Genomic DNA, 26,950 nt, shown 5'->3' on the forward strand with positions numbered 1-26,950 from the left:
CGGTTCCCATCCCTCTTCTGATTCGGCCAGTGGTGTCAGTGGCCGCTGTTAGCGTCCGGCCGTTCTGGCAGAGCTGTGTGGGGAGGGGACGGCATATGGGCGCGTCGGGATGGGACTACTCCGTGCCGTATCAGGAAGATCTCGTCGGGGCGTTCGAGGGGCTGCGGCGGAAGGTCTTCGAGGAGCGGAACTACTACTGGGTCTCGGGCGCCGACTGGCGACCCGCCGAGCAACGTCTGCCGTGGCCGAAGACCATCGAGGAGCTCTGGGCTGACGAGATCGTCCAGGAAACCGGAACTCATTCGATCCTCGACATCTTCCGGATCATCGGACCGGACGAGGAGCCGGACTACTGCACGATGAAGCAGGTGACCGAGGAGGAGGCGCTGCGTGTCCTGGGCACGAGGAAGCCCACCCGTGCTCACGTTCCGCGGTTCGAGGAGTTCGACCACTGGCGTTGGTACGGGCGGTGCGCCGTGCTCCATGACGAGCAGGGGGAGCCACAGGAGATCTGCTTCTGGGGCTACTCCGGCGACTGAGCCGACCCAGTGGACCAGGTATGGACCGCCGGGGGCGGCGACCCCGTGGGGTTTGCCCTCGTCGGCTGCGGCAGGCTGTTCCCGCCGCCGGTGTCAAGAGACACTGACGGTCGCCTCCCCCCCCACGCGGAAAACAGGTCCGTCCCTGTCGTCCACGATCTCGCAGCGCAGAGACTTCGGCTGCAGGACGGTTGAAAGGTCGCCGGAGACGGCCGGCCGATCATCACCGTTCTTCGTCCGAGCGGGCGCCCCTTCTGTGTGCCTGCCCGGCACGCCCGGTCAAGGCGACCGGTCGGGGCTGCCCTCCGGACCGGCGGGGCGGCCGGAGGTGAGGCGAGCGGCCGAGGCGATGGTGGCGCGGGCTTCGTGTTCGGTGAGGCCCGTTTGGATGGCGGCCCCGGTGAGGGCATCCGCGAGGGCGTCGCCGAAGCCGTGTTCGTACGCACGGCAAGCCGCCCAGAAGAGGCGGGTGTTGCGCTGTCCTTCGTGTGCCGCGAGGACGAACTGGACCAGGCCCCGGCCGTGGTGGGGGCGTGGTGAGGGGTGGTGAGGGCGCGCGGGGGGTGTGAGCAGCCGCAGGAGTGCGCGGGGGCAGGGGGCCGGGGAGAGATCGGCGGCGCCAGGGGCGAGTCGGTAGGTGCCGCCGGTGGTGACCGAGCCGGGGCCGACCAGGTAGCCGCCGGCGCCGCGGATGTCGATGCCGGGGGCGAGGCGGCTGGCGGAGTTCGGTACGGGCACCCCGGGCGGACCGGTGAGCCAGATGTGCCGTCCGCCGCTCGGTGTGATGACCGTGACGGTCGGCGGGATGGTGAACAGATGGTGCAGGGCCAGCTGCTGGAGGGCCGCCGCGGAGTCGTTGCGGCCGGAGGCGTCGATGTCGAGATCGATGCCGATGAGGTGGTGCGGGGCCCGGCCGCAGGCGATGCCGTATCCGGTGGCCCACGGAGCGGCGGCGAACAGGGCTCGTACGGCGGCGGGGTTTGTGGTGGCGTCGTGGACCCCGTGTCCGGGAAGGCCGCAGGCTCCCCGGCAGCCGACCGGCCGGTCGTCGCCGCGGTGGGGGGAGCGCAGGGCGGGGAGCTTGGTGGCGGACAGCGGGATGACGGGGAGCCCGTGCTCGGCGGCGGAGAGTGCGTGGGCGAGGGCCAGGGTGGCGGTCTGCCGGTCGGTGATGGCCATACTTCATTTTCGTACAGGTGTTCGAGAAAGGGAAGGGGGATGGGGTGCGCGGGATCGCGTGGTGCGATCCAGGCGTGGGGGTGTGAACCGGTGCTTTGAGGGTGTGGGGGAGGTTTATCGGGTGTTCCTCATGCTTGCGGGGGAATCGCGGATCATGAGTGGTTCGTCGGGGATTCGGTGGGCAACTTTGGTCTCGCGACGTCGTGACCAAAACCGAGGCTGTCGGCCAACCGCCTTGGAACAAGCTGCACTTCCGGTTCCTGGAGGAATTGACATGGCAAGCATCCGTACCGCTCGCGCCCTCGCCGCCGTTGCCGCACTGCCTCTCGCCGCCACTCTCTTCGGCGGCGTTGCCCAGGCCGACAACGGTTCGTTCGCGACCGATGGGTCGAACGCGGGTGTTGCGACGATCAGCGGCAGCGGAGTCGGTGGGGACAACTTCGGTAATTCGTCCACGTCGCAGCAGCAGGCCACCGGCTCCGGGGCGTCGAACCGGAGCAACTCGGCGCAGGTGAACGGCTCGGCCTTCACTGTGATCGATCAGTCCACCAGGAGCGTCGCGGTGAACTTCACCAGTCTCTGGTGAGCCGGGGGCCACCGCAGGCCGGTCGGGGGGCCGGTGTGCGACGAGGTGAACAGCGGCCTGCGCAAGGACACTTCGGTTTCCTTGCGCAGGCTGTTGGCGTTCCGGAGGGTGGGGCGGGAGTGTTCGGCCGTCGCCGACCTTGACAGCGATCAGGCATCTGACGGACAGTCAGAAACCCTGATCCGTACCCCCGCGTCCGGGAGGCCGCGCCGTGCACCTCGCCCCGACGGAACGTCAGCAGCAGCTGCGCGCCGAACTCCGCACGTATTTCCGCGATGTGATCTCCGGGGCGGATCCGACCGCTCGGGCCGACGGTGCCCCCGGGGCGGACGGAACTCCTGGGGCGGGCGGGAAGTCCAGGCTTCCGGCGGCACTCGAGGGCCCGGTCGAACAGCGTCGGCTGTTGCGGCGCATCGGTGGAGACGGGATGCTCGGGCTCGGCTGGCCCGTCGAGTACGGAGGGCAGGGCCGCGGACCCGACGAGCAGTTCGTCTTCTTCGACGAGGCGTACCGGGCGGGCGCACCCGTGTCCATGGTCACGCTCAACACCGTCGGCCCGACGCTGATGAGGTACGGGACCGAGGCGCAGAAGGAGTATTTCCTCCCGCGGATCCTGAGCGGGGACCTCGTCTTCGCGATCGGCTACAGCGAGCCCGAGGCGGGCACGGACCTTGCCGCGCTGCGGACGAGGGCGGTGCGGGACGGCGACGACTGGGTGATCGACGGGCAGAAGATCTTCACCAGCAATGCGCAGAACGCGGACTGGATCTGGCTCGCCTGCCGTACGGATCCGGATGCGCCCAAGCACAGGGGCATCTCGATCGTCCTGGTTCCGACGGACGCGCCGGGATTTGCCTGGACCCCGATCGAGACCGTGGGCGGACTGACCACGACGGCCACCTATTACGACGGGATTCGGGTGCCCGCCACGAACCTGGTCGGCGAGGAGAACGGTGGCTGGGGCCTGATCACCAACCAGCTGAACCACGAGCGGGTGGCCCTCGCGGCGATCGGGATGCAGGCCGAGGATTTCTACGAGGCGGCGCTTGCCTTCGCCCGGACCCCCGATCCGGTGACGGGGCGGCGTCCGGTTGACGAGCCGTGGGTGCGGTCCCGGCTGGCCGAGGCGTATGCCCGACTGGCGGCAACCCGCCTGCTCAACTGGCGTCTGGTGGGGGACGTCGGGGCGGGCTCGGTGGCCCCCGGGGACGCGAGCGGCGTGAAATTCGTGGGAACCGAATCGGCCGTCGAGGTGTATCGAATGTGCCAGGAAATCACGGGCGAGACCGGGATGGTCAGGGGCGGATCGCCCGGCTCCTTCGGGGACGGGGAGCTGGAGCGGATGAACAGGGCGGCGCAGATCAACACCTTCGGGGGCGGGGTGAGCGAGGTGCAGCGGGAGATCGTCGCGACGATGCGACTCGGCATGAAGAGGGGGAAGCGGTGACGGACACAGCGGACCAGCTGTACGGGAGGCTCAAGGCGTACGAAGGGCGCGCGTCCGCTACGGCCGGTGTCGGCAAGGACCTGGTCAACGAGCCGATGATCAGGCATTGGTGCGAGGCGATGGGGGACGGGAATCCCGCGTACGTGGGGCCGGGGGCGATTGCGCCGCCGACGATGCTGCAGGCGTGGACGATGGGCGGTCTGTCGGGGCACACCGACCGGTCCGGGGCGTACGACGAGCTGTTCGGCCTGCTCGACGGTGCCGGATACACCTCGGTGGTCGCGACCGACTGTGAGCAGGAGTACCTGCGTCCGCTGCGGCCCGGGGACCGGATCACTTTCGATGCGGTGATCGAGTCGGTGTCGGAGCGGAAGACGACCAAGCTGGGGACGGGCTATTTCATCACGACGCGGATGGACGTCCGAGCGGCCGGTGAACCGGCCGGTACGCATCGCTTCCGGATCCTGAAGTACGCGCCCGCAGGGGGTAAAGACGGGCAGCGGGGTGGAGGGCGAGGGCTGAGGCAGGGCGGCCGGAGTCTGCGGCCGAGACCGGTGATCAACCGGGACAACGCCGGTTTCTGGCAGGGCGTCGCCGAGCACAGACTTCTCATCCAGCGCTGCCGGGAGTGCGAGACCCTGCGTTTTCCCTGGCTCCCGGGATGCAATGCCTGCGGCTGCCAGGAGTGGGACACGGTCGAGGCGAGCGGCGAGGGCACGGTCTTCAGTCACGTCGTGATGCATCACCCGCCCTTCCCCGCCTTCAGCGCCTCCGACGAAGCCGGGCCGTACGCGGTGGCGCTGATCGAGTTGGCGGAGGGCGTGCGGATGGTCAGCAACGTGGTCGGTGTGCCCTGCGACAAGGTGCGGACGGGGATGTCGGTGAAGCTGGAATTCCTGCGTACGGACCCCGAGTTGGAGCTGCCGGTCTTCCGTGGGAGCGAGGGCTGACATGGACTTCACGCCCACGGAGGAGCAGGGCGCGGCACAGGGGCTCGCCGCGCAGATCTTCGGTGACCTGGCCACGCATGAGCGACTGGCCGCCGCAGGGTCGGGCACGGATGCCGAGCTGTGGAAGGAGCTGTGCGCAGCCGGGCTCACGGCCGCCGTCGAGGAGATCGGGCTGCTGGGTCTGGTGCTGCTGTTGGAGGAACAGGGCAGGACGACCGCGCAGGTGCCGTTCGCGGCGAGCTGTGTGTACGGGCTGCTCGCCGTCACCGACCACGGTACGGGCGAACAGCGGGAGCGACTGCTGCCACCCCTGCGGGACGGCACGGCCGTGGCCACCGGGGCGTTTCCGGCACGCTCCGGTCTACGGACCGACGGGGAGGGGCGGTTGAGCGGCGTCGTGCCCTATGTGCCCTGGCTGCGGGACGCGAACCTGGTGCTCGTGGCGGATGCGGACCGGGTGCTGTGGGTCGTGCGGACCGCCGATCCGGGCGTGGCGGTCCTGCCGGTGGAGACGACGGCGCCGTGGTCGGCGGCGCGGCTCGTCCTGGACCGGGCTCCCGGCGAGCGGCTCGGCGGGCCGGGGCCGGAGCTGAACCCCGAGCCGAGCCCGGACCCAGAAGCAGAAGCGGGAACGGGCCGGGAACCGGAAGCGGAGACAGGGCAGACAGCGGGAGCAGGGATGTACGGGGCGGTGCTGGCCGCGAGCCGGACGGCGTTCGCGGGATTGCAGGCCGGGGTGTGCGCCGGGTCGCTGGCCCGAGCGGTCGCCCACACCACCACCCGGGAGCAGTTCGGGCGCCCGCTCTCCACCAACCAGGGGGTGCTGCTGCGCGCAGCCGACGCCCATATGGACACCGAGGCGATACGGGTCACGGCGTACGAGGCGGCATGGCGCCACGACCAGGGTCTGGCCTACGGCGCCCAGGCGCTGACTGCGGCCTGGTGGGCCTCGGAGGCCGGCAGGAGAGTCGTACACGCCGGACAGCATCTGCACGGCGGTACGGGCGCCGATCTCGACCACCCCGTCCACCGTCACTTCCTCTGGGGCCGTCAGCTCGACTCCTATCTGGGATGCGGCAGTGAAGTGCTCGAGGAACTGGGTGAGTTGCTGGTGAAGGAGGGATCGCAGTGAAGGTCGGTGAGGAGCTGGCACCGCTGGAGATCGCGGTGACCCGCACCCTGATCGTCGCGGGTGCCGTCGCCTCCCGCGACTACCAGGACGTGCACCATGACGCGGAGCTCGCGCAGCGGAAGGGTTCCCCGGACATCTTCATGAACATCCTGACGACCAATGGCCTGGTGGGGCGGTACGTCACCGACCACTTCGGGCCGTCTGCGGTGCTCCGCAAGGTCGCCATCAGGCTGGGGGCGCCCAACTACCCCGGAGACACCATGGTGTTGAGCGGCACCATCACGGCCATCGATGAAGCAGGGACGGCCGAGGTGAGGGTCGTCGGCGCCAACGGTCTCGGAAGGCATGTCACCGGCACGGTGACCGTCAGCGTCCCGGAGGGGCCGGCATGAGCGTGCGCAGGGCCGATTCGCTCGGCGGCCGGGCGGCAATCGTCGGGATCGGGGCGACCGAGTTCTCGAAGGATTCCGGGCGCAGTGAACTCAAGCTGGCCGTCGAGGCGGTGCGAACCGCCCTCGACGACGCCGGGCTGACCCCTGCCGATGTCGACGGTCTGGTCACCTTCACCATGGACACCAGCCCCGAGATCACGGTCGCCCAGGCGGCCGGCATCGGAGAGCTGTCGTTCTTCTCCCGCATCCACTACGGCGGCGGTGCGGCCTGTGCGACCGTGCAGCAGGCGGCGCTCGCCGTGGCGAGCGGGGTTGCCGATGTCGTGGTCTGCTACCGCGCCTTCAACGAACGTTCGGGCCGGCGCTTCGGATCCGGGGTGCAGCACCGGGAACCCACCGCCGAGGGGACGGCGCTCGGCTGGAACCTCCCCTTCGGGCTCCTCACTCCCGCCTCCTGGGTGGCCATGGCCGCCCAGCGTTATCTGCACACATACAACCTGACCCCGGAGGCCTTCGGCCATGTCGCGGTCACCGACCGGCGCCATGCGGCGCGCAACCCGGCGGCGTACTTCTACGAGAAGCCGATCACCCTCGCCGACCACGCCGCGTCGCGCTGGATCGTCGAACCGCTGCGGCTGCTCGACTGCTGCCAGGAGACCGACGGCGGACAGGCGATCGTCGTGACCAGCGCCGAGCGGGCCAGGGACCTTCCGCGGCCGCCTGTGGTGATCGTTGCCGCCGCACAGGGCGCAGGGCGGGCGCAGGAGCAGATGACCAGCTTCTACCGTGACGGGCTGACCGGGCTGCCGGAGATGGACGTCGTCGCCAGGCAGCTCTGGCGTACCTCCGGACTCACCCCTTCCGACATCGACGTGGGCATTCTCTACGACCACTTCACCCCCTTCGTGCTGATGCAGCTGGAGGAGTTCGGCTTCTGCGGGCCGGGCGAGGCCGCCGACTTCGTGGCGGACGACGCGCTGCCCCTGAACACGCATGGAGGTCAGCTGGGGGAGGCGTATCTGCACGGGATGAACGGCATCGCGGAGGCGGTCCGGCAGATCCGGGGCACATCGGTGAACCAGATATCCGGGGCGGCCAGAACCCTGGTCACAGCGGGCACGGGGGTGCCTACCTCCGGACTGATTCTGGGCACCGGCGATTGACCGTGGGGCAGGAGCGGGCCCGTTGTCTCGGGTGGTTGTCTCAGGTGGCGACCCTGAGTCCTGATGACGGGCTCTACTCCTCCAGGAGGTGGGGCCGGCCCTACCCGTACAACCTGAGGCGGACGTGGCTTCGGGACCTGGGGCCGATCCCCCGGGTAGCACCCGCTCCTAGCGTGGACCCATGACCACGCCAGTCTGCACGGGCGCCTCCGGGGGAGCCACTGCCGCCACCGGACACGCGCCGCTCACCTCGCCGGCGTCGCACACGCAGCATGCGTCGCATGGTTCACCGGGATCGCACGGTTCATATGTGGGACGGGCGCCCTACGCTCCGTACCCGTCGTTCTCGTCGTTCGTGCGGGCGCGGGGGCCCGTGCTGCTGCGTACCGCGCGCTCACTGACCGCGAATCCGAGCGATGCCGAGGATCTGCTGCAGACCGCGCTCACCAAGACGTACGTCGCGTGGGAACGGATCGAGGATCACCGGGCGCTCGACGGCTATGTCCGCCGGGCCCTGGTGAACACCCGCACCTCGCAGTGGCGCAAGCGGAAGGTGGACGAATTCGCCTGCGACGAACTGCCCGAGCAGGAGAGGGCTCCGGCGCCCGATCCTGCCGAGCAGCAGTCGTTGCACGATGCGATGTGGCGAGCCGTGCTGAAGCTCCCGGACCGGCAGCGGGCGATGGTCGTCCTGCGCTACTACGAGGATCTCAGCGAGGCGCAGACGGCCGAGGTGCTCGGGGTGTCCATAGGCACGGTCAAGAGCGCGGTGTCACGGGCACTCGGCAAGCTGCGCGAAGACCCGGAGCTGACCCCCGTACGCTGACCCCGCGAGCCCGCCCGCCTGCGACCCCGCTCAAGCGCGCGAGACCGCCGGCCTGTGAGCCCGTGTGAGTTCCTCTGAGCGCGCGCAAGCCGGTGAGCCCGCGTGAGCCTGCGATCCGGGCTGTCCCTGAGCTTGTGCGTCTGTGGTGCCGGTCGTCGGTGACCAGGCCGTCGAAGTTGACGAGTGCATGGAAGACGTCGAGGTCACCGGCGGATTCCGGCCCTCAATGCCGGGCTTTCGTGCCCCGGGCGCTGCGCCGATGCGTGCAGAAGAAGTCGACGGGCACCGATTCGTTTGCCCGGGAGTAGTGACATACCGCTTGGTATGTGCGCAGAATCAGCGGAACCTTACTGCCGCGTAGCGCCCACCGGGAGGACGCCGTGCTGAGCACCATGCAGGACGTACCGCTGACTGTCACCCGCATCCTGACGCACGGGATGACGATCCACGGGAAGTCGCAGGTCACGACCTGGACCGGCGAGCCCGAGCCGCAGCGGCGAAGCTTCGCCGAGGTGGGACGCCGTGCCACGCAGCTCGCCCACGCCCTGCGCGACGAGCTCGGTGTCGTCGGCGACCAGAGGGTCGCGACCCTCATGTGGAACAACGCCGAGCATGTCGAGGCGTACCTGGCGATCCCCTCCATGGGTGCCGTGCTCCACACGCTCAACCTGCGGCTCCCCGCCGAGCAGCTGATCTGGATCGTCAAGCACGCCGACGACAAGGTCGTCATCGTCAACGGTTCGCTGCTGCCGCTCATCGCGCCGCTCCTCCCGCACCTGCCGTCGATCGAGCATGTGGTCGTCGCCGGGCCCGGTGACCGTTCCGTGCTCGACGGTGCCGCGCCGCGGGTGCACGACTACGAGGAGCTGATCACCGGCCGCCCGACCAGCTACGACTGGCCGGAGCTGGACGAACGCCAGGCCGCCGCCATGTGCTACACCTCCGGCACCACCGGCGACCCCAAGGGCGTCGTCTACTCCCACCGCTCCGTCTACCTGCACTCCATGCAGGTCAACATGTCGGAGTCGATGGGGCTGACGGACAAGGACACCACGCTGGTGGTCGTCCCCCAGTTCCACGTCAACGCGTGGGGCCTGCCGCACGCGACGTTCATGTCCGGCGTCAACATGCTGATGCCGGACCGGTTCCTGCAGCCCGCCCCGCTCGCGGACATGATCGAGCGCGAGAAGCCGAGCCACGCCGCCGCCGTTCCGACCATCTGGCAGGGTCTGCTCGCCGAGGTCACCGCCAACCCGCGCGATCTGACCTCGATGGCCCGCGTCACCATCGGCGGCGCCGCCTGTCCGCCCTCCCTCATGGAGGCGTACGACAAGCTGGGCGTCCGTCTCTGCCACGCCTGGGGCATGACCGAGACGTCGCCGCTCGGCACGATGGCCAACCCGCCCGCAGGGCTGACCGCGGAACAGGAGTGGCCGTACCGCATCACCCAGGGACGATTCCCGGCCGGGGTCGAGGCGCGACTGGTCGGCCCCGGCGGCGAGCATCTGCCCTGGGACGGTGCGTCGGCCGGTGAGCTGGAGGTCCGTGGTCCCTGGATCGCCGGTGCGTACTACGGCGGCGCGGACGGCGAGGCGCTGCGCCCCGAGGACAAGTTCAGCGAGGACGGCTGGCTGAAGACCGGTGACGTCGGCGTCATCAGCGAGGACGGCTTCCTCACCCTCACCGACCGCGCCAAGGACGTCATCAAGTCCGGCGGCGAGTGGATCTCCAGCGTCGAGCTGGAGAATGCCCTGATGGCGCACCCGGATGTGGCCGAGGCCGCCGTCGTCGCGGTCCCGGACGAGAAGTGGGGCGAGCGTCCGCTGGCGACCGTCGTGCTCAAGGACGGCGTGACCGCGGAATACGAGGCGCTGAAGGCGTTCCTCGCCGAGTCCGGCATAGCCAAGTGGCAGCTGCCGGAGCGCTGGTCGATCATTCCGGCGGTGCCGAAGACCAGCGTCGGCAAGTTCGACAAGAAGGTGATCCGCAAGCAGTACGCGGCGGGCGAGCTGGACGTCACGCAGCTCTGAGCGGTGCGCTGACGGCGAGGGCGGTACGGGAAGTCCCGTACCGCCCTCGCCCGTCGTCGCGACGACGACTGCGTCAGTTCGTGCCGATCTTCGCCAGCAGGTCGACGATGCGGGACTGGACCTCTTCGCTCGTCGAGCGTTCCGCCAGGAAGAGCACGGTCTCGCCGGAGCTGAGCCTCGGCAGCTCCGTCCGGTTGATATCGGCCGAGGTGTAGACGACCAGCGGGGTCCGGTTGAGCTGGCCGTTCGCGCGCAGCCAGTCGACGATCCCGGCTCGGCGGCGGCGTACCTGCATCAGGTCCATCACCACCAGATTCGGCCGCATCCGGGTGGCGAGGGAGACCGCTTCGCTGTCGGTCGCGGCGCACGCGACCTGCATGCCGCGGCGTTCCAGTGTCGCCGTCAGCGCCACCGCGATTTCCTCGTGCTCCTCGATCAGCAGCACCCGCGGCGGGTGCTGCTCGCTGTCGCGGGGTGCGAGCGCCTTGAGGAGCACCGCGGGGTCGGCACCGTACGCAGCTTCCCGCGATGCCTGTCCGAGACCGGCCGTCACCAGCACCGGAACCTCGGCCGCCACGGCCGCCTGGCGCAGCGACTGCAGCGCCGTACGCGTGATCGGCCCGGTCAGCGGGTCCACGAAGAGGGCGGCGGGGAACGCCGCGATCTGAGCGTCCACCTCCTCGCGGGAGTGCACGATCACCGGCCGGTAGCCGCGGTCGCTCAGCGCCTGCTGGGTGGAGACGTCGGGCGCGGGCCAGACGAGCAGCCGGCGCGGGTTGTCCAGCGGTTCCGGGGGAAGCTCGTCGTCGACCGGCTGCGGTGAGGGACGGTTGGCGACCTCGACCGCGCCGCCCGGGCCGTCCAGCGGCTCAGGCCCCTCGGCGCCCTCGTCGGGTGCCCCTATGGCGTACGCGCGCCCCTCGGCGGCCGGGGCTGAGAGCAACTGCCCGGAGGCACTGGTGGTGGGCGCGTTGCCGGGCTGGGGTGCGGTGGCCGGCTGCGGCAGGGCCGGCTCCGGGGTGCGCTCGTCCTCGGGCGGCGCGGCGAGCTTGCGCCGACGCCCGGCACCGCCGAGCGTGTGGTTCTGCTGGTGTGCGAGGTGCTGGGCGAACGGCACGCCCTGCCCGAGGGTCCGCACGCTGAACGCGCGCCCCTGCGTCGAGTCGCTGGAGACGGGTGCGGCGGCGGACCCCGGCGTCGGCGCGGGCATCGGTGCCTCGGCGGGCAGCGGCTGTCGCCGCGGGTCCGCCGCGGGCTCGGCCACGGGAGCGGGCTCGGGCGCGATGGCGTCCGGACGGCTTTCCGCCGGGCCGGCGGGAGCGGTGATGGCCGTGGTGCCGGTGGTGTGCCCCGTTACGGGCCGGGACAGGTCCCCGGGGGCGTTCAGGGCGGCCAGGCCCTGTCCCGAGGTGCCGTTCTCCGGCCGTCCGCCGGGCTGCATGGGCTCCTGCGCGGGTTCCGGCTGTCCGGGCTGCTGCTGGGGCGTCTCCGGGGCGCGACGGGCACGGCGGCGCCCGGTCGGTGCGGGGTGTTCCTGCGGCGGCGTGTGGTGGTTGTCCTGCGGCGTTCCCACGGCGTCGTGGCGTCCGGGCAGCGAGGCGTCCGCCTCACCGGCCGTGGGCGGGATCCGGTCGGCATCGGCGGGCGGGAGGGCGAACGCGGTTCGCGGCCCCACCGGTTCGGCCGCGGCGGCTCGGTCCTGCGCGGCGGCCAGCGCCCGGCGGGCCCGTCGCCCGGTCGGCTGCTGCTGCGCCTGATGCTGAGTCTGGTCGGTCTGCTGCCCCTCCGGCGTCTGCTGTCGGCCGGACCGGGACGCGGTCCGGTCCGGCCCCGGGGCAGACGCGAGGGCCGGGAGGGCCAGCTGGTTCTCGTTGCCCTGGCGTGCCCGTCCAGCGCCCGCGGGCACCGGCACGGGCGCCTCGGCGGGTACGCCCTGCGGCGGCACGGTCTGCCCGCGCTGCGGACGGCCGCCCACGCCCTGAGCGCCCTCGGCCGCCGTCACCACCGCCCCCTCGGACGGCTCCGCGGCCGCGGGCAGCGCCAACGCCTGCCCCGGCTGCTCCACGGGCTGACCCGCGCCCGTCTCGGCCGGGCTGGGCCGTCCCCGCCTGCGACCGGATCCCACGCCCTGCTGGGCCGGGATGAGCTCGTGAGGCGACTGCTGGGGCTGCTGGGCGGACGGCTGCTGAGTCTGCTGTCCGCCGTGCTCGTCCTGCGCCGCCGCTTCACGACGCGCCCTGCGCCGCCCCGTCGGCTCCGCCGCAGCGGTGTCACCGGACTCGGCCGCCGCAGCGGCCGTCCCGCCGCCCACCGGGCTCTCCAGGAAGGCGTCCGTCGATGCGCGGCGCGCCCTGCGCCGTCCGCCGCCCGACGTCCCCTGCTGCTGCCCGGTCTCCTCGGAGGCAGCCGGAACGGGAGGCGTCCGAGGCGGCAGTACGGTCCCCGCACCCGCACCCAGCGGCACTTCGAGGACGTACGCGCTGCCGCTCATCCCCGGCATCTCGTGCGTCTGCAGCACGCCGCCGTGCGCCCGTACGATCCCGCGCACGATCGGCTCGTGCACCGGGTCGCCCCCGGCAAACGGTCCGCGCACCTCGATCCGTACGACCTCACCGCGCTGCGCCGCCGCCACGACCACCGTCGAGTCGACGTAGCCGACGCCCGGCACCACCCGCGCCTTGCCGGTCGAGTCGATCCCGGCGACGTCCGCGACCAGGTGGGCGAGCGCCGTCACCAGCCGCCCCGCGTCCACCTCGGCCTCGATCGGCGGCGCGTGCACCGCGAACTGCGCGCGCCCCGGACCGATCAGTTCCACAGCGCCGTCGATACCCGCCGTCACGACCGAGTCGAGCAGCACCTTCTGTTTGACCAGCGCCTCCGCCCCGCTGTCGAGACGCTGGTAGCCGAGCACGTTGTCGACGAGCGTCGTCATCCGGGCGTAGCCGGCGGCCAGGTGGTGCAGGATCTGGTTGGCCTCGGGCCACAGCTGGCCCGCCGGGTCGGAGGCGAGCGTCGAGAGCTCGCCGCGCAGCTCCTCCAGCGGCCCGCGCAGCGACTCGCCGAGGACGGCGGTCAGCTGTGCGTGCCGGGCGGTCAGTTGTGCGAGCCGCTCGGTCAGCTCCTCCGACTCGGCCGCGGACCGCTCGGTCCGGTCGGCCAGCTCGGCGGCATGCCGTTCGGTCAGCCCGGTGACCTCGGCGGTGTGCTGCTCGGTCAGCCGGGTGACCTCGGCGGTGTGGCTCTCGGTCAGTTCGGTCAACCGCGCCGTGTGCTCGTTGGTGAGTTCCTCGTACGGCCGGCGGTCGGTGAACGTCATCACCGCACCGACCAGCTGGTCCCCGTCCCGGACGGGCGCGGTCGTCAGATCGACCGGCACCTGCGCGCCGCTCTTGGACCACAGCACCTGCCCGCGCACCCGGTGCTTGCGACCGGACTTGAGCGTGTCGGCGAGCGGCGACTCCTCGTACGGGAACGGCTCGCCCTCCGCACGCGAGTGCAGGATCAGCGGATGCAGCTCCTGGCCGCCCAGGTCGCTGGCACGGAAGCCGAGGATCTGCGCGGCGGCGGGGTTGACCAGGACGACCCGGCCGTCGGTGTCCGTGCCGACGACCCCCTCGGCCGCGGCACGCAGGATCATCTCGGTCTGCCGCTGTGAACGGGCCAGCTCGGCCTCGGTGTCGACGGTGCCCGACAGATCCCGTACGACGAGCATCAGCAGCTCGTCGCCCGTGTAGCTGCCGTTGTAGGTGGACTGGAAGTCGTTGTACGCGGCCTGCCCGTCCTCCAGGCTGGCGCTGGTGACCTCGACCGGGTACTCGTTGCCGTCGGTCCGCCGCGCGATCATCCGCGTCGGCTTCGTCCGGCCCCGCTCGTCCGCTGCCTCGGGCCTGCGCATCGACCCCGGGATCAGCTTGGAGTCGAACTCCGGAAGCAGATCGAGGAGTCCGCGACCGACGAGCGCGGTGCCCGGCGTCTCGAACATTTCGAGGGCGATGGTGTTGGCGTTGACGACCGTGCCGTTGCAGTTGACGAGCAGGAGCCCGTCGGGGAGGGCGTCGAGTATGGCTGCGAGGCGAGCAGCGCCTCGGGATGGCCTGCTGCTCACGACGACGCTTCCTCCCTGGTTACCGCACCTTGCCGACAGCGGGCCCATCTTGCCCCTCGGGCCGCAGGCTGTCACTGGAGGAGTCTAAAGGCAGGGGAGGGGCATCCGGCGGCGGATGGGGGGAGCTCTCACCAAGGTTCTGTGCATACCGTGTACGACCCTTGCCCCCGACGTGTCCCGTGACGGCCCCGACCACGTCGGGTCACCGGACATTCGGGAGCACCGGCCGCAGGTTGTTCCAGCGTGCGATCTCGCATCCGTTGGTCCGGTCGAAGGCGGCGTCGACACGCTGCCCGTGCCAGGTTCCGGTGACCCGGGCCGTGGCCGATCCGCCGAACTGCTGGGTGCACATGGTGTCGGTGGGCACCGGACGGAAGGGGTCCTTGCCGTCACCCGCGGGCTCCCCCAGCTTCGCGAGCCGGTCGCACGCGTGCTGCGCCACCGGGTGGCTGCCGCCGGCGGGGGAGCACTTCAGTTCGTACACGCCGTCGGCGGCACGGTCTCCGGAATTCGAGACCGTGACCTTCAGCTCGGTCGTCCGGGCCTCGTCGTCTCCCTGGAGCGCCGGTACCGGCAGCGGGAGGGGCAGCAGAAGGTGGCCGGTGGCAGCGGTCGCGGCCGGTGCGGCGGCGGACAGCACCGCGAAGGATGTGACGGCGGTGAGGGTGAGGCGGCGCAGCATGCGGGCTCCTGTGGACGTGTGGAAGACGGAGAGGCGGTACCCCGTCATCACTAACGCTCCGCATGCTCCGGCGTTGCGCAACCCGAAGGCTTTGCCCTGGCGGCCGACGGCCTAGTACCGTAGGCGGCGATTGGTGAGGCAGTGCTCAGCTGTGTCATCATCTGCACGCACCACTCGCGTTCGCGCGGGGTGTGCTGGAGGCGTCGCCTAGTCCGGTCTATGGCGCCGCACTGCTAATGCGGTTTGGGTCTTAAAGCCCATCGAGGGTTCAAATCCCTCCGCCTCCGCTTGATCACTGAAGCCCCGTGCCACTGGCCGGGGCTTCAGTCGTATCCGGGTGCTGCGCACGTTCGCGAAGGCGCGTGCAGACATGACCCAACATGGAGTTTCCGCAGGTCAGAGGCGGTTTGGGTAATGGATTTCGCGTGACGGCGCAGGTCATGTAATGTTGTTCCCGCAACGCCGACCAGGCAGAAAAGCCCGGAACGCCAAGCACTCGTAGCTTAACGGATAGAGCATCTGACTACGGATCAGAAGGTTGCAGGTTCGAATCCTGCCGAGTGCACAGCAGGCCGGAGGCCCTCAGGAGAAATCCTGAGGGCCTCCGGCTTTTGCGGTGACGGCAGTGTTTGACGGGCCGTGGAGCCAAAGGGTGCTGAGGCCAGGAGGCCAGGGCGAGCACCCAGTTCGACTCGGCGAGCCGGAATCCGCAGTGACCCTTCGCCGCGCAGGGCCACATGGCTGTGGCCCTGCGCGGCTTCACCCACCTGTCCGGGCCGGGGCCCGAGTTGTCGTCCAAGGCCCGCAGAGGACGGCCGGGTCAGGCCGACGCCTTGACGGCCGAGCCCGTCCGGGCCCGCTCCTGCACGATGCGGCGGCGCCGGGTCGGCATCCCGAGCGTCGGGTTGGCGACGCCCCAGGCCGCGCCTTTGCAGACCAGCTCCTTGTAGACGGCGGCGAGCCGTCCGGTCAGGGCCGCCCCGACGGCGCGGTCGTCGGCGGTGACGTACTGGATCACGCCTTCCCTGCGGCCCAGTGAGATGCACTGGTTGAAGTAGCGGAGCGGCGTGTTCGGGAGCTTTCCACCGGTCAGGCGTGCCGCGATGGCGTCGGCGGCCTGCCACGCGGTGGGGGTGCCCGAGGCGCACGACATCCGCAGCGGCTTGTCGCCCGGGCCCATGGCCATGGCCGCGTCGCCGATGGCGTAGACGTCCGGGTGCGAGACCGAGCGCATGGTCCCGTCGACCACGATCTGGCCTGTGCCGGTGACCTCCAGAGCGGTGGCCTTCGCGATCGGGTGGACCGCGAAGCCGGTGGTCCACACGGTGACCGCGGCCGGGACGGATGTGCCGTCGGTGGTGGTGACCCGGTCGGCCTCCACGCCGGTGACGGCGGTGTGCTCGTGCACGGTGATGCCCAGCTTGTCGAAGACCTTCCGCAGGTGCCGGCGGCCTTTGGGCGCGAGCCAGTCGCCGAGCTCGCCGCGGGCGGCGAGGGCGATATCGAGGTCCGGGCGGGCCTCGGCGATCTCGGTCACGGCCTCCAGGCCGGTGAGGCCGCCGCCGACGACGACCACGGGCTGTCCGGCGTCCAGGCCGGCCAAGCGCTTGCGCAGCCGGAGCGCTCCGGGGCGGCTGGTGATCTCGTGGGCGTGCTCGGCGGTGCCGGGGACGCCTTGGGTGTTCCAGCCGCTGCCGAGGGCGTACACGAGGCTGTCGTACTCGAGCTCCTCGGCTCCGTTCGCGTCGATGACGGCGACAGTCTTGCGGCCGACGTCGACACCGGTGACCTTCGCGAGCTTCAGTTCGACGCCGGTGCCCGCGAACATCTCGCTGAAGGGCCGGGGCTTGAGGTTCTGGCCGACCGCCAGCTGGTGCATCCGGACGCGCTCGACGAAGTCGGGCTCGGCGTTGACGAGAGTGATGGCGACGTCCTCGCGGCGCAGCCGCTTGGCGAGGCGACCGGCAGCGATGGCTCCGGTGTATCCGGCGCCGAGGACGATGATTCGGTGCTGCATTTCCCTGCTCCTGTCTCGCGCGGGTTCGCCACCTGAACCGGGCAGCCCGCTGTTTCCTGACAAGAACGGGATGTGAAGCACCTCACATCGCGGTCAGAAGGCTTTGAGCAGGGGTTCCCCGTGGTCGGCGGCCGCCCACCGCTGGGTCGCGCGTTCGAGCTTGTCGGGGTTGACCTGGTTGCGGAACGCGGCGATGCCCTCGGCGGTGACCTCCAGGCACATGACGCCGATGACCCGGCCGTCGAGGGCAGCCACGAGGGCGGGGGCGCCGTTGGCGGTCGTGGCGTAGATCTCGGGGGAGCCGCCGACGATGGCGCGCTTGGCCGTGCCGGGCTTGAACAGGCCTCGCATGAATGTGGCGACCGCGAGGGCGCCCTCGAACGCCTTGGCGCGGGCCGGGACCTTCCCGCCGCCGTCGCCGATCGCGATGGCGTCTTCGGTGAGCAGCCGCACGAGCGGCTCGGTACGGCCGCTGGTGGCGGCCGCGAGGAACTCCTCGACGATCCGGCGGGCGGCGGCCTCGTCGATCTCGGTGCGGGCCCTGCCGTCCGCGACGTGCTTCTTGGCGCGGTGGAAGATCTGCTGGCTGGCCGCCTCGGTGAGGTCGAGGATCTCCGCGATCTGCCGGTGCGGGTAGTCGAAGGCCTCCCGCAGTACGTACACCACCCGCTCGTTGGGGGAGAGGCGCTCCATGAGGGCGAGGACCGCGTACGAGACGGATTCGCGCTGCTCGGCGGTGTCGGCCGGGCCGAGCATCGGGTCCCCGGCGAGCAGCGGCTCGGGCAGCCATTCGCCCACATAGGTCTCGCGCCGGGCGCGGGCCGAGGTGAGCTGGTTGAGGCACAGGTTGGTGAGGACCTTCGTCAGCCAGGCCTCGGGGACCTCGATGCGGTCGATGTCGGCGGCCTGCCAGCGCAGGAACGTTTCCTGCACGGCGTCCTCGGCATCGCTCGCGGAGCCGAGGAGGCGGTAGGCGATGGCCTCCAGGCGGGGCATGGAGGCCTCGAACCGGTCCACGTCGTTCATGGTCAGAGCCATGGCCCGGATCATAAGGGCTGTCCCGTGATTCCTGGAGGGCGCGTACGGACCCTGGGCTGCGTCCCTGCGTCCCTGCGTCCCTGCGACCCTGCGCCACTCGACCGGTGCTGTTCGGCTTCCCGGACTCGGTGGATCGCGTTGCCCGTGTCTCCCGGGCCCTCGCGTGCGCCGATCGCCCTTCCCCGCGCGGCCGGTTGACGGAGACCCCCGCTGCGCCGCGGAGCCTCGTTACGATCGCACGCATGAGCTGGCACTGCACCGGGTTGCGATGGCCCCCAGAAGGGCCGGTCCTGGGGTGGCAGCAGGACGGGGCGAAGGGCCGGGCGGTGGGCGGGGCCGGTTCGACGCGGGTGAGCGTCCTCGCGTACGGGAAGGAGCTCGGGTTCCGCGCCGGCGGTGAGCGGCACTGTGTAGGGGCGCGGGGGAACGTGTGTCCGCTGGGCGCCGTGGTGTCCGGGCGGAGTACGGGGGCGCGGTGCCCGGAGTGCGCGCGCCTGGACCGGGCGCATTCGGTGGCCGCCGACACGATCGCCGACGACCCCCGGACGTACCGCGTCTATCTCGCCTGGTTCGGTCCCGGGATGGTGAAGGTCGGCATCACCGCGGAGGAGCGGGGTGCGGCGCGGCTGCGGGAGCAGGGGGCCGTGGTCTTCAGCTGGCTGGGGCGCGGCCCGCTGATGGCGGCGCGGCGGACCGAGGAGCTGCTCCGTGCGGCGCTGGGCGTGCCGGACCGGATCCCGTACGCACGCAAGCGCGCCGTGCGGGCCGTCCTGCCGGGTGCCGCCGAGCGGGTCGCGGAGGTCGAGGAGCTGTACGGGCGGGCGGCGGCGCTGGAGAGGGGGGCGGGATGGCCGCAGTCGCTGGAGCGGCTGCCGTTCGACCCCGTCGACCACACAGGGGTGTTCGGACTGGACGGGCCGGTCGAGGTGGGGCGGGCGGTGACCGAGCTGGTGGACGGCGGGGTGGTCGGTGGGCGGCTGGTCGCGGCCGCCGGGCCCGATCTGCATCTGGCGACCGCGGACGGGGTGGTCGTGCTGGACACCCGGCTGATGACCGGGTGGGAGCTGGTGGGGGCCGATGCGCGGTCGGGGGTGACCGTGCCGGTGGTCGACATCGGGGGCGGCGGCGTGCAGGACGGACTGTTCTGAGATCGTCGGTGGTCCGGGCGGGCCGGATGAGGAGTGCGCGATGAGTGGCGAGAGCGATGACGTGGTGCGGTTCTGGGAGCGCCTCGGGCTGCCGGGGCTGATCGACGTCCATACCCACTTCATGCCGGAGCAGGTGCTCCGCAAGGTATGGGCGTACTTCGACTCCGCCGGACCGCTGACCGGCATGGAATGGCCGATCACCTACCGGCACGACGAGGACGAACGGCTCGCGCTGCTCCGGTCCTTCGGGGTGCGACGGTTCACCTCGATGCTCTACCCGCACAAGGCGGGGATGGCGGCCTGGCTGAACGGCTGGGCGGCCGACTTCGCGCGGCGGGTGCCCGACTGTCTGCACACGGCGACCCTCTTCCCCGAGGAGGGCGTGGAGCGTTACGTCCGCGAGGCGGTCGAGGCGGGGGCGCGCATCTTCAAGTCGCACCTCCAGGTCGGGGCGTACGACGCCAACGATCCGCTGCTGGAGCCCGTGTGGGGGCTGCTCGCCGACGCCGGGGTTCCGGTGGTGATGCACTGCGGGTCCGGTCCCGCACCCGGCAAGTACACCGGCCCCGAGCCGATCGGCCGGCTGCTCGCCCGGCATCCGCGGCTGCGGCTGGTGGTGGCACACATGGGGATGCCCGAGTACGCGGAGTTCCTGGCGCTGGCGGAGGCGTACCCGGAGGTGCGGCTCGATACGACGATGGCGTTCACGGACTTCTCGGAGGACCTCACGCCGTTTCCGGCGGCGGAGCGCGGACGGCTCGCCGATCTCGGGGACCGGATCCTGCTGGGGACGGACTTCCCGAACATTCCGTACCCGTACGTGCACCAGTTGCATGTCCTGGAGCGGTTGGAGTTGGGGGACGACTGGCTGCGGGCGGTCTGCTACGGGAACGCGCACGCGATGTTCGACCGGCGCTGAGCCCACGCTTCCTGGTTTCTCAGGGAATTCACAGGATCGGGAAAGGACCCTCTCAGAGGCGTCTCACAGGGTTGAGGCATGACGACGATCACCCCCCAGGGGCGTACCGAACTGCTCAGGCCGGATCGCAATCCCGTCCGCGTGCTGGTCGTGGACGACGAGGCGCCGCTCGCCGAGCTGCTGTCCATGGCCCTGCGCTACGAGGGCTGGGAGGTGCGCAGCGCCGGGGACGGTGCGAGTGCCGTCCGCATGGCGCGTGACTTCCGGCCCGACGCGGTGATCCTCGACGTGATGCTGCCCGACACCGACGGGCTCTCGGTGCTCGGCAAGCTGCGCCGGGATCTCTCCGAAGTCCCCGTGCTGTTCCTGACCGCGCGCGACTCGGTGGAGGACCGGATCGCCGGGCTCACGGCGGGCGGCGACGACTACGTGACGAAGCCGTTCAGTCTGGAGGAGGTCGTGGCGCGGCTGCGCGGGCTGATCCGGCGGTCCGGGACGGCGACGGTACGGAGCGAGTCGACGCTCGTCGTCGGAGACCTGGTGCTCGACGAGGACAGCCACGAGGTGAGCCGGGGGACGACGTCCATCCACCTCACCGCGACCGAGTTCGAGCTGCTGCGCTTCCTGATGCGCAATCCGCGGAGGGTGCTGAGCAAGGCGCAGATCCTCGACCGCGTGTGGAACTACGACTTCGGCGGGCAGGCGAACGTCGTCGAGCTGTACATCTCGTATCTGCGCAAGAAGATCGACGCCGGACGGACGCCGATGATCCACACCCGGCGCGGGGCCGGATATCTCATCAAGCCCGGTGAATAGCACGGTGAACAGCCCGGTGAGCGGTCGGGCGCGGCGGCGGGGAGAGCGGAGGGGACGGCGGCCCTGGACGCTGCGGACCCGGCTGGTGGTGTCCGCGGTGACGCTCATCGCCGTGGTGGCCGCGGTGATCGGTTCGGTCACCACCATCGCCTTCCACAGCTACATGTACAACAAGCTCGACGACCAGCTGCACTCCATCGCCATGCGGGCCCCGAAGCCGCCGCCGGGCGGCGGCGCGGCCGGCGCAGGTGGCCTGCCGATGCCCGCCGACGGTCCGGACGACGATCCGCTGGCGTTCATAGACGCCCGCGGGCAGCCTTTCGGCACGCTCGGTGCGGTGTCCGTGGACGGCTCGATCACCGCGTCGAGCGTGGTCCAGGACAGCTCCGCCGCCCTCGAAACGACCGCAGCGGCCGGTGAGAGGCCGCTGAAGCGTGCGGAGGAGAAAGCCCTGGAGGCGGCGGACATCGAGGTCGGGGACGCGGCGCGGAGCGTCGATCTGCCCGGACTCGGCTCGTACCGCGTGGAGGCGGTCATGGGAGCGGACCGGACGAAGACCGTCCTCGTCGGCATCCCCGCCGCCGAGGTGCGCGGCGCCCTCACCACCCTGATCCTCGTCGAGGTCTGTGTCACCGGGGCCGGGCTGATCGCCGCCGGGATCGCCGGGGCGGCCATGGTCGGGGTCGCGCTGCGGCCGCTGCGCCGGGTCGCCGCGACCGCCACCCGGGTCTCCGAACTCCGGCTGCACAGCGGCGAGGTGGCACCCCTGGAGCGGGTCCCGGATGCCGAGGCGGATCCGCGGACCGAGGTCGGACAGGTGGGCGCGGCGCTCAACCGGATGCTGGGGCACGTCGGTTCGGCGCTCGCGGTGCGCCAGGAGAGCGAGATGCGGGTACGGCAGTTCGTCGCGGACGCCAGCCATGAGCTGCGGACGCCGCTGGCCTCGATCCGCGGGTACGCCGAACTGACCCGGCGCGGACGTGAGGAGACCGGTCCGGACACCCGGCACGCGCTGGGGCGGATCGAGTCCGAGGCGGAGCGGATGACGGGCATGGTGGAGGATCTGCTGCTCCTGGCCCGTCTCGATGCCGGGCGCCCGCTCTCGTACGAGAGCACTGATCTGTCCCCGATCGTCGTCGACGCGGTGAGCGATGCCCGGGCAGCCGGGCAACGGGGCCATCACTGGCGGCTGGAGCTGCCCGACGAACCCGCGACCGTGCACGCCGATCCGACCAGGCTCCATCAGGTGCTGGTCAACCTGCTGGCCAATGCGCGTACGCACACCCCGCCCGGCACCACCGTCACCGCACGCGTACGGACCGGGGCCGCTCACCCGTGGGTGACGCTGGAGGTGCAGGACGACGGGCCGGGCATCCCTGCCCAGCTTCTGCCGCATGTCTTCGAACGGTTCGCGCGAGGCGATGCGTCGCGCTCGCGCAGCGCGGGTTCCACCGGGCTCGGCCTCGCCATCGTGCAGGCTGTCGTCACCGCGCACGGCGGCCGGGTGGAGGTGCGGTCGGTGCCGGGGTGCACGGTCTTCGCCGTCCATCTGCCGGCGGTGCTGCCTGCGGTGCTGCCCGCGGTGGGGCCTGCTGTTCCGCCGGCCCGTACCGACTCACAGCACAGGCACAGGCCCGTCACACCGGTGTGACAGCGGAGTTGGCGACTGTCGATGACATGCGAACCGACTCTTCCTGGAGCACCTTGCCGGCCCGGGAGCATCTCCTGGCCGGAGCGGTCGACGCGGCAGGTGCCCCCGTCCTCGATGTGGTGGTACCCGTCTACAACGAGGAGAAGGACCTCGAAACCTGTGTGCTGCGCCTGCACGACCATCTGGTGCGCACCTTCCCGTACGCCTTCCGGATCACCGTCGCCGACAACGCGAGCACCGACCGCACGCCCGAGGTGGCGGCCCGGCTCGCGCGGACACTCCCACAAGTGCGCTCGTACCGGCTGCAGGAGAAGGGCCGTGGGCGCGCGCTGCGCACCGTCTGGTCGCACTCGGACGCCCCGGTCCTCGCCTACATGGACGTCGACCTCTCCACCGATCTCAACGCGCTGCTCCCGCTCGTCGCCCCGCTGATCTCGGGCCACTCGGACCTGGCCATCGGGTCGCGGCTGGCCCGCAGTTCGCGGGTCGTGCGCGGATCGAAGCGGGAGTTCATCTCGCGGGCCTACAACCTCATCCTCCGGTCGTCGCTGGCCGCGCGGTTCAGTGACGCGCAGTGCGGGTTCAAAGCCATTCGGCAGGACGTCGCGCAGCGGCTGCTGCCGATGGTCGAGGACACCGGCTGGTTCTTCGACACCGAGCTGCTGGTCCTCGCCGAGCGCGCCGGGCTGCGCATCCATGAGGTGCCGGTCGACTGGATCGACGACCCCGATTCCACGGTCCACATCGTGCGGACGGCTGCCGAGGACCTGAAAGGCGTGTGGCGGGTGGGGCGGGCGCTGGCCGTCGGGGCGCTGCCGCTGGACCGTCTCACCCGCCCCTTCGGGGACGATCCGCGCGACCGCGGGCTGAGCGGTGTGCCGGGCGGCCTGGCTCGCCAGCTGGTCGGGTTCTGTGTCGTGGGCGCGCTCTCCACGCTCTTCTATCTCGCCCTGTACTCGCTCTTCCGACTGGGCACCGGCCCCCAGATCGCCAACGGCGGCGCGCTGCTGGTGTCGGCCGTCGCCAATACGGCAGCCAATCGGAGGCTCACCTTCGGCGTACGCGGCCGTGGCGGCGCGGTACGCCATCAGGCGCAGGGCCTCGTCGTCTTCGCCATCGGCCTCGCACTGACCAGCGGTTCGCTCGCGGCGCTGGGCACGACGTCCGGATCGCCGTCGCACGGTACGGAGCTCGCCGTGCTGATCGCGGCCAACCTCGCGGCGACCGTGCTGCGGTTCCTGCTCTTCCGCGCCTGGGTCTTCCCGGACCGCACCCCCGCGGCTGCCACGGCCGGCCACGCCGACGACACTCACCACGAACTGGGGAACGTCCGATGACCACGCTGCACCCCACCGACCGTTTTCCGGCGGCGCCGCCGGCGCCCGCACCGGCTGCGGAAGAGCCGTTCCTGCGGCGCGTCCGGCGGGGCAGGCCCGAGGACCCTCGCTGGGTACGGCCCGCCTTCCTCACCCTGCTCCTGGCCATCGCACTGGCCTACCTGTGGAATCTCAGCGCCTCCGGCTACGCCAACTCCTTCTACTCCGCGGCGGTTCAGGCCGGCAGCCAGAGCTGGAAGGCGTTCTTCTTCGGCTCTCTGGACGCCGCCAACGCCATCACCGTCGACAAGCCTCCGGCCACGCTCTGGCCGATGGCCCTGTCGGTACGGATCTTCGGCCTCAGCTCGTGGGCGATTCTCGCTCCGCAGGTGCTGATGGGGGTGGCGACGGCCGGTGTGCTGTACGCGGCGGTACGACGACGGTTCGGCGCGGCCGCCGGACTGATCTCGATGGCGGTGTTCGCGCTCACGCCCGTCGCCGCGCTGATGTTCCGTTTCAACAACCCGGACGCGCTGCTCGCGCTGCTGATGACCGTGACGGTCTACTGCGTGCTGCGGGCGCTGGAGCACGGCCGGACGAAGTGGCTGGTGTGGGCCGGGGTCGCAGTCGGTCTCGCGTTCCTGTCGAAGACCCTGCAGGCGTTTCTGATCCTGCCGCCGCTGGCCGTGCTGTACGCGGTGTGCGCGCCGACGACGGTACGGAAGCGGTTCGGTCAACTCGGCCTCTCCGCTCTCGCGATGGTCGTCGCGGGCGGCTGGTGGGTGGCGATCGTCGAGTTCTGGCCCGCATCCTCGCGTCCGTACATCGGCGGTTCGCAGAACAACTCCTTCCTGGAGCTGACCTTCGGCTACAACGGGCTCGGCCGGATCAGCGGAGACGAGACCGGCAGCGTCGGAGGAGGCGGGGGCGGTCAGTCCGGTGGCCAGTGGGGCGAGACCGGCATCGGCCGGATGTTCAACTCCGAGATCGGCAGCCAGATCTCCTGGCTGCTGCCCGCCGCGCTGATCCTGCTCATCGCGGGCATCTGGCTCACCCGGAGGGCGAAGCGGACGGACGTCGCCCGCGCGGCCTTCCTCGCCTGGGGCGGCTCGCTGCTGATGACCGCGGTGGTCTTCAGTTTCATGGCCGGCATCTTCCACCAGTACTACACGGTCGCCCTGGCCCCCTACATCGCGGCGCTCGTCGGGATGGGCGTCACTGTGCTGTGGGAGGAGCGGGCCGAGTGGGCGGCGAGCGGAGTGCTCGGCGCCACGGTCGCTGTCACGGCGCTCTGGTCGTACGTCCTGCTGGGGCGGACCCCGGACTACCTGCCGTGGCTGCGCTGGGCCGTCCTCATCGGCGGTCTCGTGGGCGCGGCGGGCCTGCTGCTCGCGGGCCGGGCCGGGCGCCGGCTGGTGCTCGCCGCGGTGGGGATCGGTTTCGTCGCGTCGCTGGCCGGTCCGACGGCGTACACCCTCAGCACGCTGAACACCGGGCACCAGGGCTCGATCGTCACGGCCGGCCCGTCGGGCGCCAGCATGATGGGCGGTGGCCGGGGTGGTCCCGGAGGTGGCGGAATGCAGCCTCCGGGCCGGAACAGTCAGAACAGCCAGGCCAATCAGCAGGGCGGCGGCATGGGCCGGCCGCCGACCGGCGGCCCGGGCGGCTTCCCGGGCGGTGGCCAGCAGGGCCAGGTCCAGGGCCAGGGCAATCAGCAGAACGGCATGCCGGGCGGCGGCCCGGGTGGCATGGGCGAAGGCGGTATGGGTGGAGGCGGCGGCATGGGCGGTCTGCTGAACGGCTCGTCCGTCAGTTCCCGGGCCAAGAAGCTCCTGGAGACGAACGCCGACGCCTACACCTGGGCAGCCGCGGCCATCGGCTCGCAGAACGCCGCCAGTTACCAGCTCGCCACCGGCGACCCGGTGATGGCGATCGGCGGTTTCAACGGCAGTGACCCGTCCCCGACGCTCGCCCGGTTCAAGCAGTATGTCGAGGACGGAAGGATCCACTACTTCATTTCGAGCGGCACGGGCGGGATGGGTGGCGACAGCGGCACCTCGTCCGAGATCAGCTCGTGGGTCGAGGACACCTTCGAGAAGGTCACTGTCGGCAGTTCGACCTTCTACGACCTGACTCAGCCCACGAGCTGACGCGAACCGGCCGTCAGCGTCGGAGCAGCAGATCGGCGACAACCGGGCGGTGGTCCGAGGCAAGTGTCTCGGCCACCGCCGCGTCGCGTACCCGTACGCCGTCCTTCGACACCGCCACGAAGTCGATCCGTTTCACCGGGTCCAGCGCGGGGAAGGTCGGCGCATTCGGTTCGGCATCGGTCAGGTCCTCCCACAACGGGGCCAGCTCCGGGGCACCCGGCTCCGCGTTGAAGTCACCGAGCAGCACCTTCCGACCCTCGTCCTCCGCCATGACCCGCCGGGTGTCGGCGACCTGTGCGATCCGCACGGACGGGTCGCCGCGGTAGTCGAGGTGCGTCACATACACATGCACGGGCATCCCCTTCACCCGTACGACCACCTCGCCGAAGCCGGGCGCCGGCTCCGGCACGGGGTTGGGGACCTGGGTGGAGAGCCGGGTGATCTCGTGGTTCTCGGCGCTCACGATCCGGTACTTCGACAGCACCGCGACCCCGAACTCGCGCCGGGATGCACCGGGGGTCTCCGGATCGAGGCTGTAGATCGGGGCGAACGACACCTGCATGTCCAGCCGCTCCGCAAGCTCGCCCGCGACATCGCGCCACTCGCTGCGCGTGCCCCAGTGGACGTCGACCTCCTGGAGCCCGATCACATCGGCGTCCAGCGCGCGGAGTTCTGCCGCCTGCCGGTCCAGATCGAAGACGTTGTCCATGCCCGAGCCGGCGTGGATGTTGTACGTGGCGACGCGCAGAGGTACCGGATGCCCCTGCCCGGCAGCTCCGGCGGGCGGGACGGCGGCCGCCCCCAACAGACCCGCGGCAATCAGGACTTCCACCGTACGACGACGCAGTGACATGCCACTCCAGC

General features: G+C 71.0%; 21 protein-coding genes and 2 tRNA genes. 17 read left to right on the top strand and 6 right to left on the bottom strand.

What is annotated here, in order from left to right:
* Nucleotides 1–95 precede the first annotated feature (95 nt).
* Nucleotides 96–539, top strand: a complete 444-nt coding sequence (locus ACFU8W_RS06430) for a hypothetical protein (RefSeq protein ID WP_384032738.1) — start codon at nucleotides 96–98, stop codon at nucleotides 537–539.
* A gap of 279 nt (nucleotides 540–818) precedes the next feature.
* Here ACFU8W_RS06430 and ACFU8W_RS06435 read toward each other — a convergent pair whose 3' ends face one another.
* On the bottom strand, nucleotides 819–1,718 hold the full coding sequence (locus ACFU8W_RS06435; RefSeq protein WP_384032740.1) for a bifunctional DNA primase/polymerase: 900 nt from the start codon (nucleotides 1,716–1,718) through the stop codon (nucleotides 819–821).
* 274 nt (nucleotides 1,719–1,992) lie between these two features.
* Between ACFU8W_RS06435 and ACFU8W_RS06440 the strand changes: the two genes are divergently transcribed.
* From ACFU8W_RS06440 to ACFU8W_RS06475, 8 genes are all read left to right on the top strand, one after another.
* Nucleotides 1,993–2,304: a hypothetical protein gene (locus ACFU8W_RS06440; RefSeq protein ID WP_384032742.1), complete on the top strand. Its 312-nt coding sequence runs from the start codon at nucleotides 1,993–1,995 to the stop codon at nucleotides 2,302–2,304.
* Nucleotides 2,305–2,515: 211 nt separating this feature from the next.
* Nucleotides 2,516–3,751: an acyl-CoA dehydrogenase family protein gene (locus ACFU8W_RS06445; protein WP_384032744.1), complete on the top strand. Its 1,236-nt coding sequence runs from the start codon at nucleotides 2,516–2,518 to the stop codon at nucleotides 3,749–3,751.
* Nucleotides 3,748–4,701, top strand: coding sequence for a bifunctional MaoC family dehydratase N-terminal/OB-fold nucleic acid binding domain-containing protein (locus tag ACFU8W_RS06450; protein ID WP_384032747.1), 954 nt, complete (start codon nucleotides 3,748–3,750; stop codon nucleotides 4,699–4,701). The genes ACFU8W_RS06445 and ACFU8W_RS06450 overlap by 4 nt, the downstream gene beginning before the upstream one ends.
* Before the next feature lies 1 nt (nucleotide 4,702).
* Nucleotides 4,703–5,833 (top strand): acyl-CoA dehydrogenase family protein, encoded by a 1,131-nt coding sequence (locus ACFU8W_RS06455; RefSeq protein ID WP_384032749.1) that lies wholly within the window; start codon nucleotides 4,703–4,705, stop codon nucleotides 5,831–5,833.
* Nucleotides 5,830–6,225: a MaoC family dehydratase gene (locus tag ACFU8W_RS06460; RefSeq protein ID WP_384032751.1), complete on the top strand. Its 396-nt coding sequence runs from the start codon at nucleotides 5,830–5,832 to the stop codon at nucleotides 6,223–6,225. Before ACFU8W_RS06455 ends, ACFU8W_RS06460 begins: the two co-directional genes overlap by 4 nt.
* A complete protein-coding gene (locus tag ACFU8W_RS06465) occupies nucleotides 6,222–7,388 on the top strand; it encodes a lipid-transfer protein (RefSeq protein WP_384032753.1) in 1,167 nt (388 codons plus the stop codon). The genes ACFU8W_RS06460 and ACFU8W_RS06465 overlap by 4 nt, the downstream gene beginning before the upstream one ends.
* A 181-nt stretch (nucleotides 7,389–7,569) precedes the next feature.
* Nucleotides 7,570–8,214: a SigE family RNA polymerase sigma factor gene (locus ACFU8W_RS06470; RefSeq protein WP_384032755.1), complete on the top strand. Its 645-nt coding sequence runs from the start codon at nucleotides 7,570–7,572 to the stop codon at nucleotides 8,212–8,214.
* Between the two features lie 380 nt (nucleotides 8,215–8,594).
* Nucleotides 8,595–10,244: a long-chain fatty acid--CoA ligase gene (locus ACFU8W_RS06475; RefSeq protein ID WP_384032757.1), complete on the top strand. Its 1,650-nt coding sequence runs from the start codon at nucleotides 8,595–8,597 to the stop codon at nucleotides 10,242–10,244.
* A gap of 73 nt (nucleotides 10,245–10,317) precedes the next feature.
* Here ACFU8W_RS06475 and ACFU8W_RS06480 read toward each other — a convergent pair whose 3' ends face one another.
* Both ACFU8W_RS06480 and ACFU8W_RS06485 read right to left on the bottom strand, forming a co-directional pair.
* Nucleotides 10,318–14,349 carry a PAS domain-containing protein gene (locus ACFU8W_RS06480; RefSeq protein WP_384032759.1) on the bottom strand — a complete coding sequence of 1,344 codons (4,032 nt, stop codon included), beginning with the start codon at nucleotides 14,347–14,349 and terminating at the stop codon, nucleotides 10,318–10,320.
* A gap of 202 nt (nucleotides 14,350–14,551) precedes the next feature.
* A complete protein-coding gene (locus ACFU8W_RS06485; RefSeq protein ID WP_384033022.1) occupies nucleotides 14,552–15,031 on the bottom strand; it encodes an SSI family serine proteinase inhibitor in 480 nt (159 codons plus the stop codon).
* 196 nt (nucleotides 15,032–15,227) lie between these two features.
* On the opposite strand from ACFU8W_RS06485, the gene ACFU8W_RS06490 reads away from it, so the two are divergent.
* Nucleotides 15,228–15,318, top strand: a tRNA-Ser gene (locus ACFU8W_RS06490).
* Nucleotides 15,319–15,523: 205 nt separating this feature from the next.
* Nucleotides 15,524–15,596: transfer RNA gene (locus tag ACFU8W_RS06495), tRNA-Arg, on the top strand.
* Nucleotides 15,597–15,851: 255 nt separating this feature from the next.
* On the opposite strand, the gene ACFU8W_RS06500 is transcribed toward ACFU8W_RS06495, so the two are convergent.
* Nucleotides 15,852–17,048 (bottom strand): NAD(P)/FAD-dependent oxidoreductase, encoded by a 1,197-nt coding sequence (locus ACFU8W_RS06500; protein ID WP_384032761.1) that lies wholly within the window; start codon nucleotides 17,046–17,048, stop codon nucleotides 15,852–15,854.
* Nucleotides 17,049–17,141: 93 nt separating this feature from the next.
* Nucleotides 17,142–18,086 (bottom strand): RNA polymerase sigma factor SigJ, encoded by a 945-nt coding sequence (sigJ, locus tag ACFU8W_RS06505; protein ID WP_384032763.1) that lies wholly within the window; start codon nucleotides 18,084–18,086, stop codon nucleotides 17,142–17,144.
* Between the two features lie 242 nt (nucleotides 18,087–18,328).
* Here sigJ and ACFU8W_RS06510 point away from each other — a divergent pair, with 242 nt between their 5' ends.
* The 6 genes from ACFU8W_RS06510 (at nucleotide 18,329) to ACFU8W_RS06535 (ending at nucleotide 26,086) form a co-directional block, all read left to right on the top strand.
* Nucleotides 18,329–19,234, top strand: a complete 906-nt coding sequence (locus ACFU8W_RS06510; RefSeq protein ID WP_384032765.1) for a DUF2797 domain-containing protein — start codon at nucleotides 18,329–18,331, stop codon at nucleotides 19,232–19,234.
* Between the two features lie 40 nt (nucleotides 19,235–19,274).
* Nucleotides 19,275–20,153: an amidohydrolase family protein gene (locus ACFU8W_RS06515; RefSeq protein WP_384032767.1), complete on the top strand. Its 879-nt coding sequence runs from the start codon at nucleotides 19,275–19,277 to the stop codon at nucleotides 20,151–20,153.
* Nucleotides 20,154–20,231: 78 nt separating this feature from the next.
* Nucleotides 20,232–20,969 (top strand): response regulator transcription factor, encoded by a 738-nt coding sequence (locus ACFU8W_RS06520; protein WP_345512606.1) that lies wholly within the window; start codon nucleotides 20,232–20,234, stop codon nucleotides 20,967–20,969.
* Between the two features lie 4 nt (nucleotides 20,970–20,973).
* The gene (locus ACFU8W_RS06525; protein ID WP_384033025.1) at nucleotides 20,974–22,620 is read left to right on the top strand and encodes an ATP-binding protein; all 1,647 of its coding nucleotides are present in this window, start codon (nucleotides 20,974–20,976) and stop codon (nucleotides 22,618–22,620) included.
* Nucleotides 22,621–22,646: 26 nt separating this feature from the next.
* Entirely contained in the window at nucleotides 22,647–23,957 is a 1,311-nt protein-coding gene (locus tag ACFU8W_RS06530) for a glycosyltransferase (protein ID WP_384032770.1), read from the top strand.
* The gene (locus ACFU8W_RS06535; protein WP_384032772.1) at nucleotides 23,954–26,086 is read left to right on the top strand and encodes a glycosyltransferase family 39 protein; all 2,133 of its coding nucleotides are present in this window, start codon (nucleotides 23,954–23,956) and stop codon (nucleotides 26,084–26,086) included. The genes ACFU8W_RS06530 and ACFU8W_RS06535 overlap by 4 nt, the downstream gene beginning before the upstream one ends.
* A 13-nt stretch (nucleotides 26,087–26,099) precedes the next feature.
* On the opposite strand, the gene ACFU8W_RS06540 is transcribed toward ACFU8W_RS06535, so the two are convergent.
* Nucleotides 26,100–26,939 carry an endonuclease/exonuclease/phosphatase family protein gene (locus ACFU8W_RS06540; RefSeq protein WP_345512603.1) on the bottom strand — a complete coding sequence of 280 codons (840 nt, stop codon included), beginning with the start codon at nucleotides 26,937–26,939 and terminating at the stop codon, nucleotides 26,100–26,102.
* Nucleotides 26,940–26,950: the final 11 nt, after the last annotated feature.

The organism is Streptomyces sp. NPDC057565 (genome assembly GCF_042801455.1).
Lineage (GTDB): Bacteria > Actinomycetota > Actinomycetes > Streptomycetales > Streptomycetaceae > Streptomyces > Streptomyces yanii.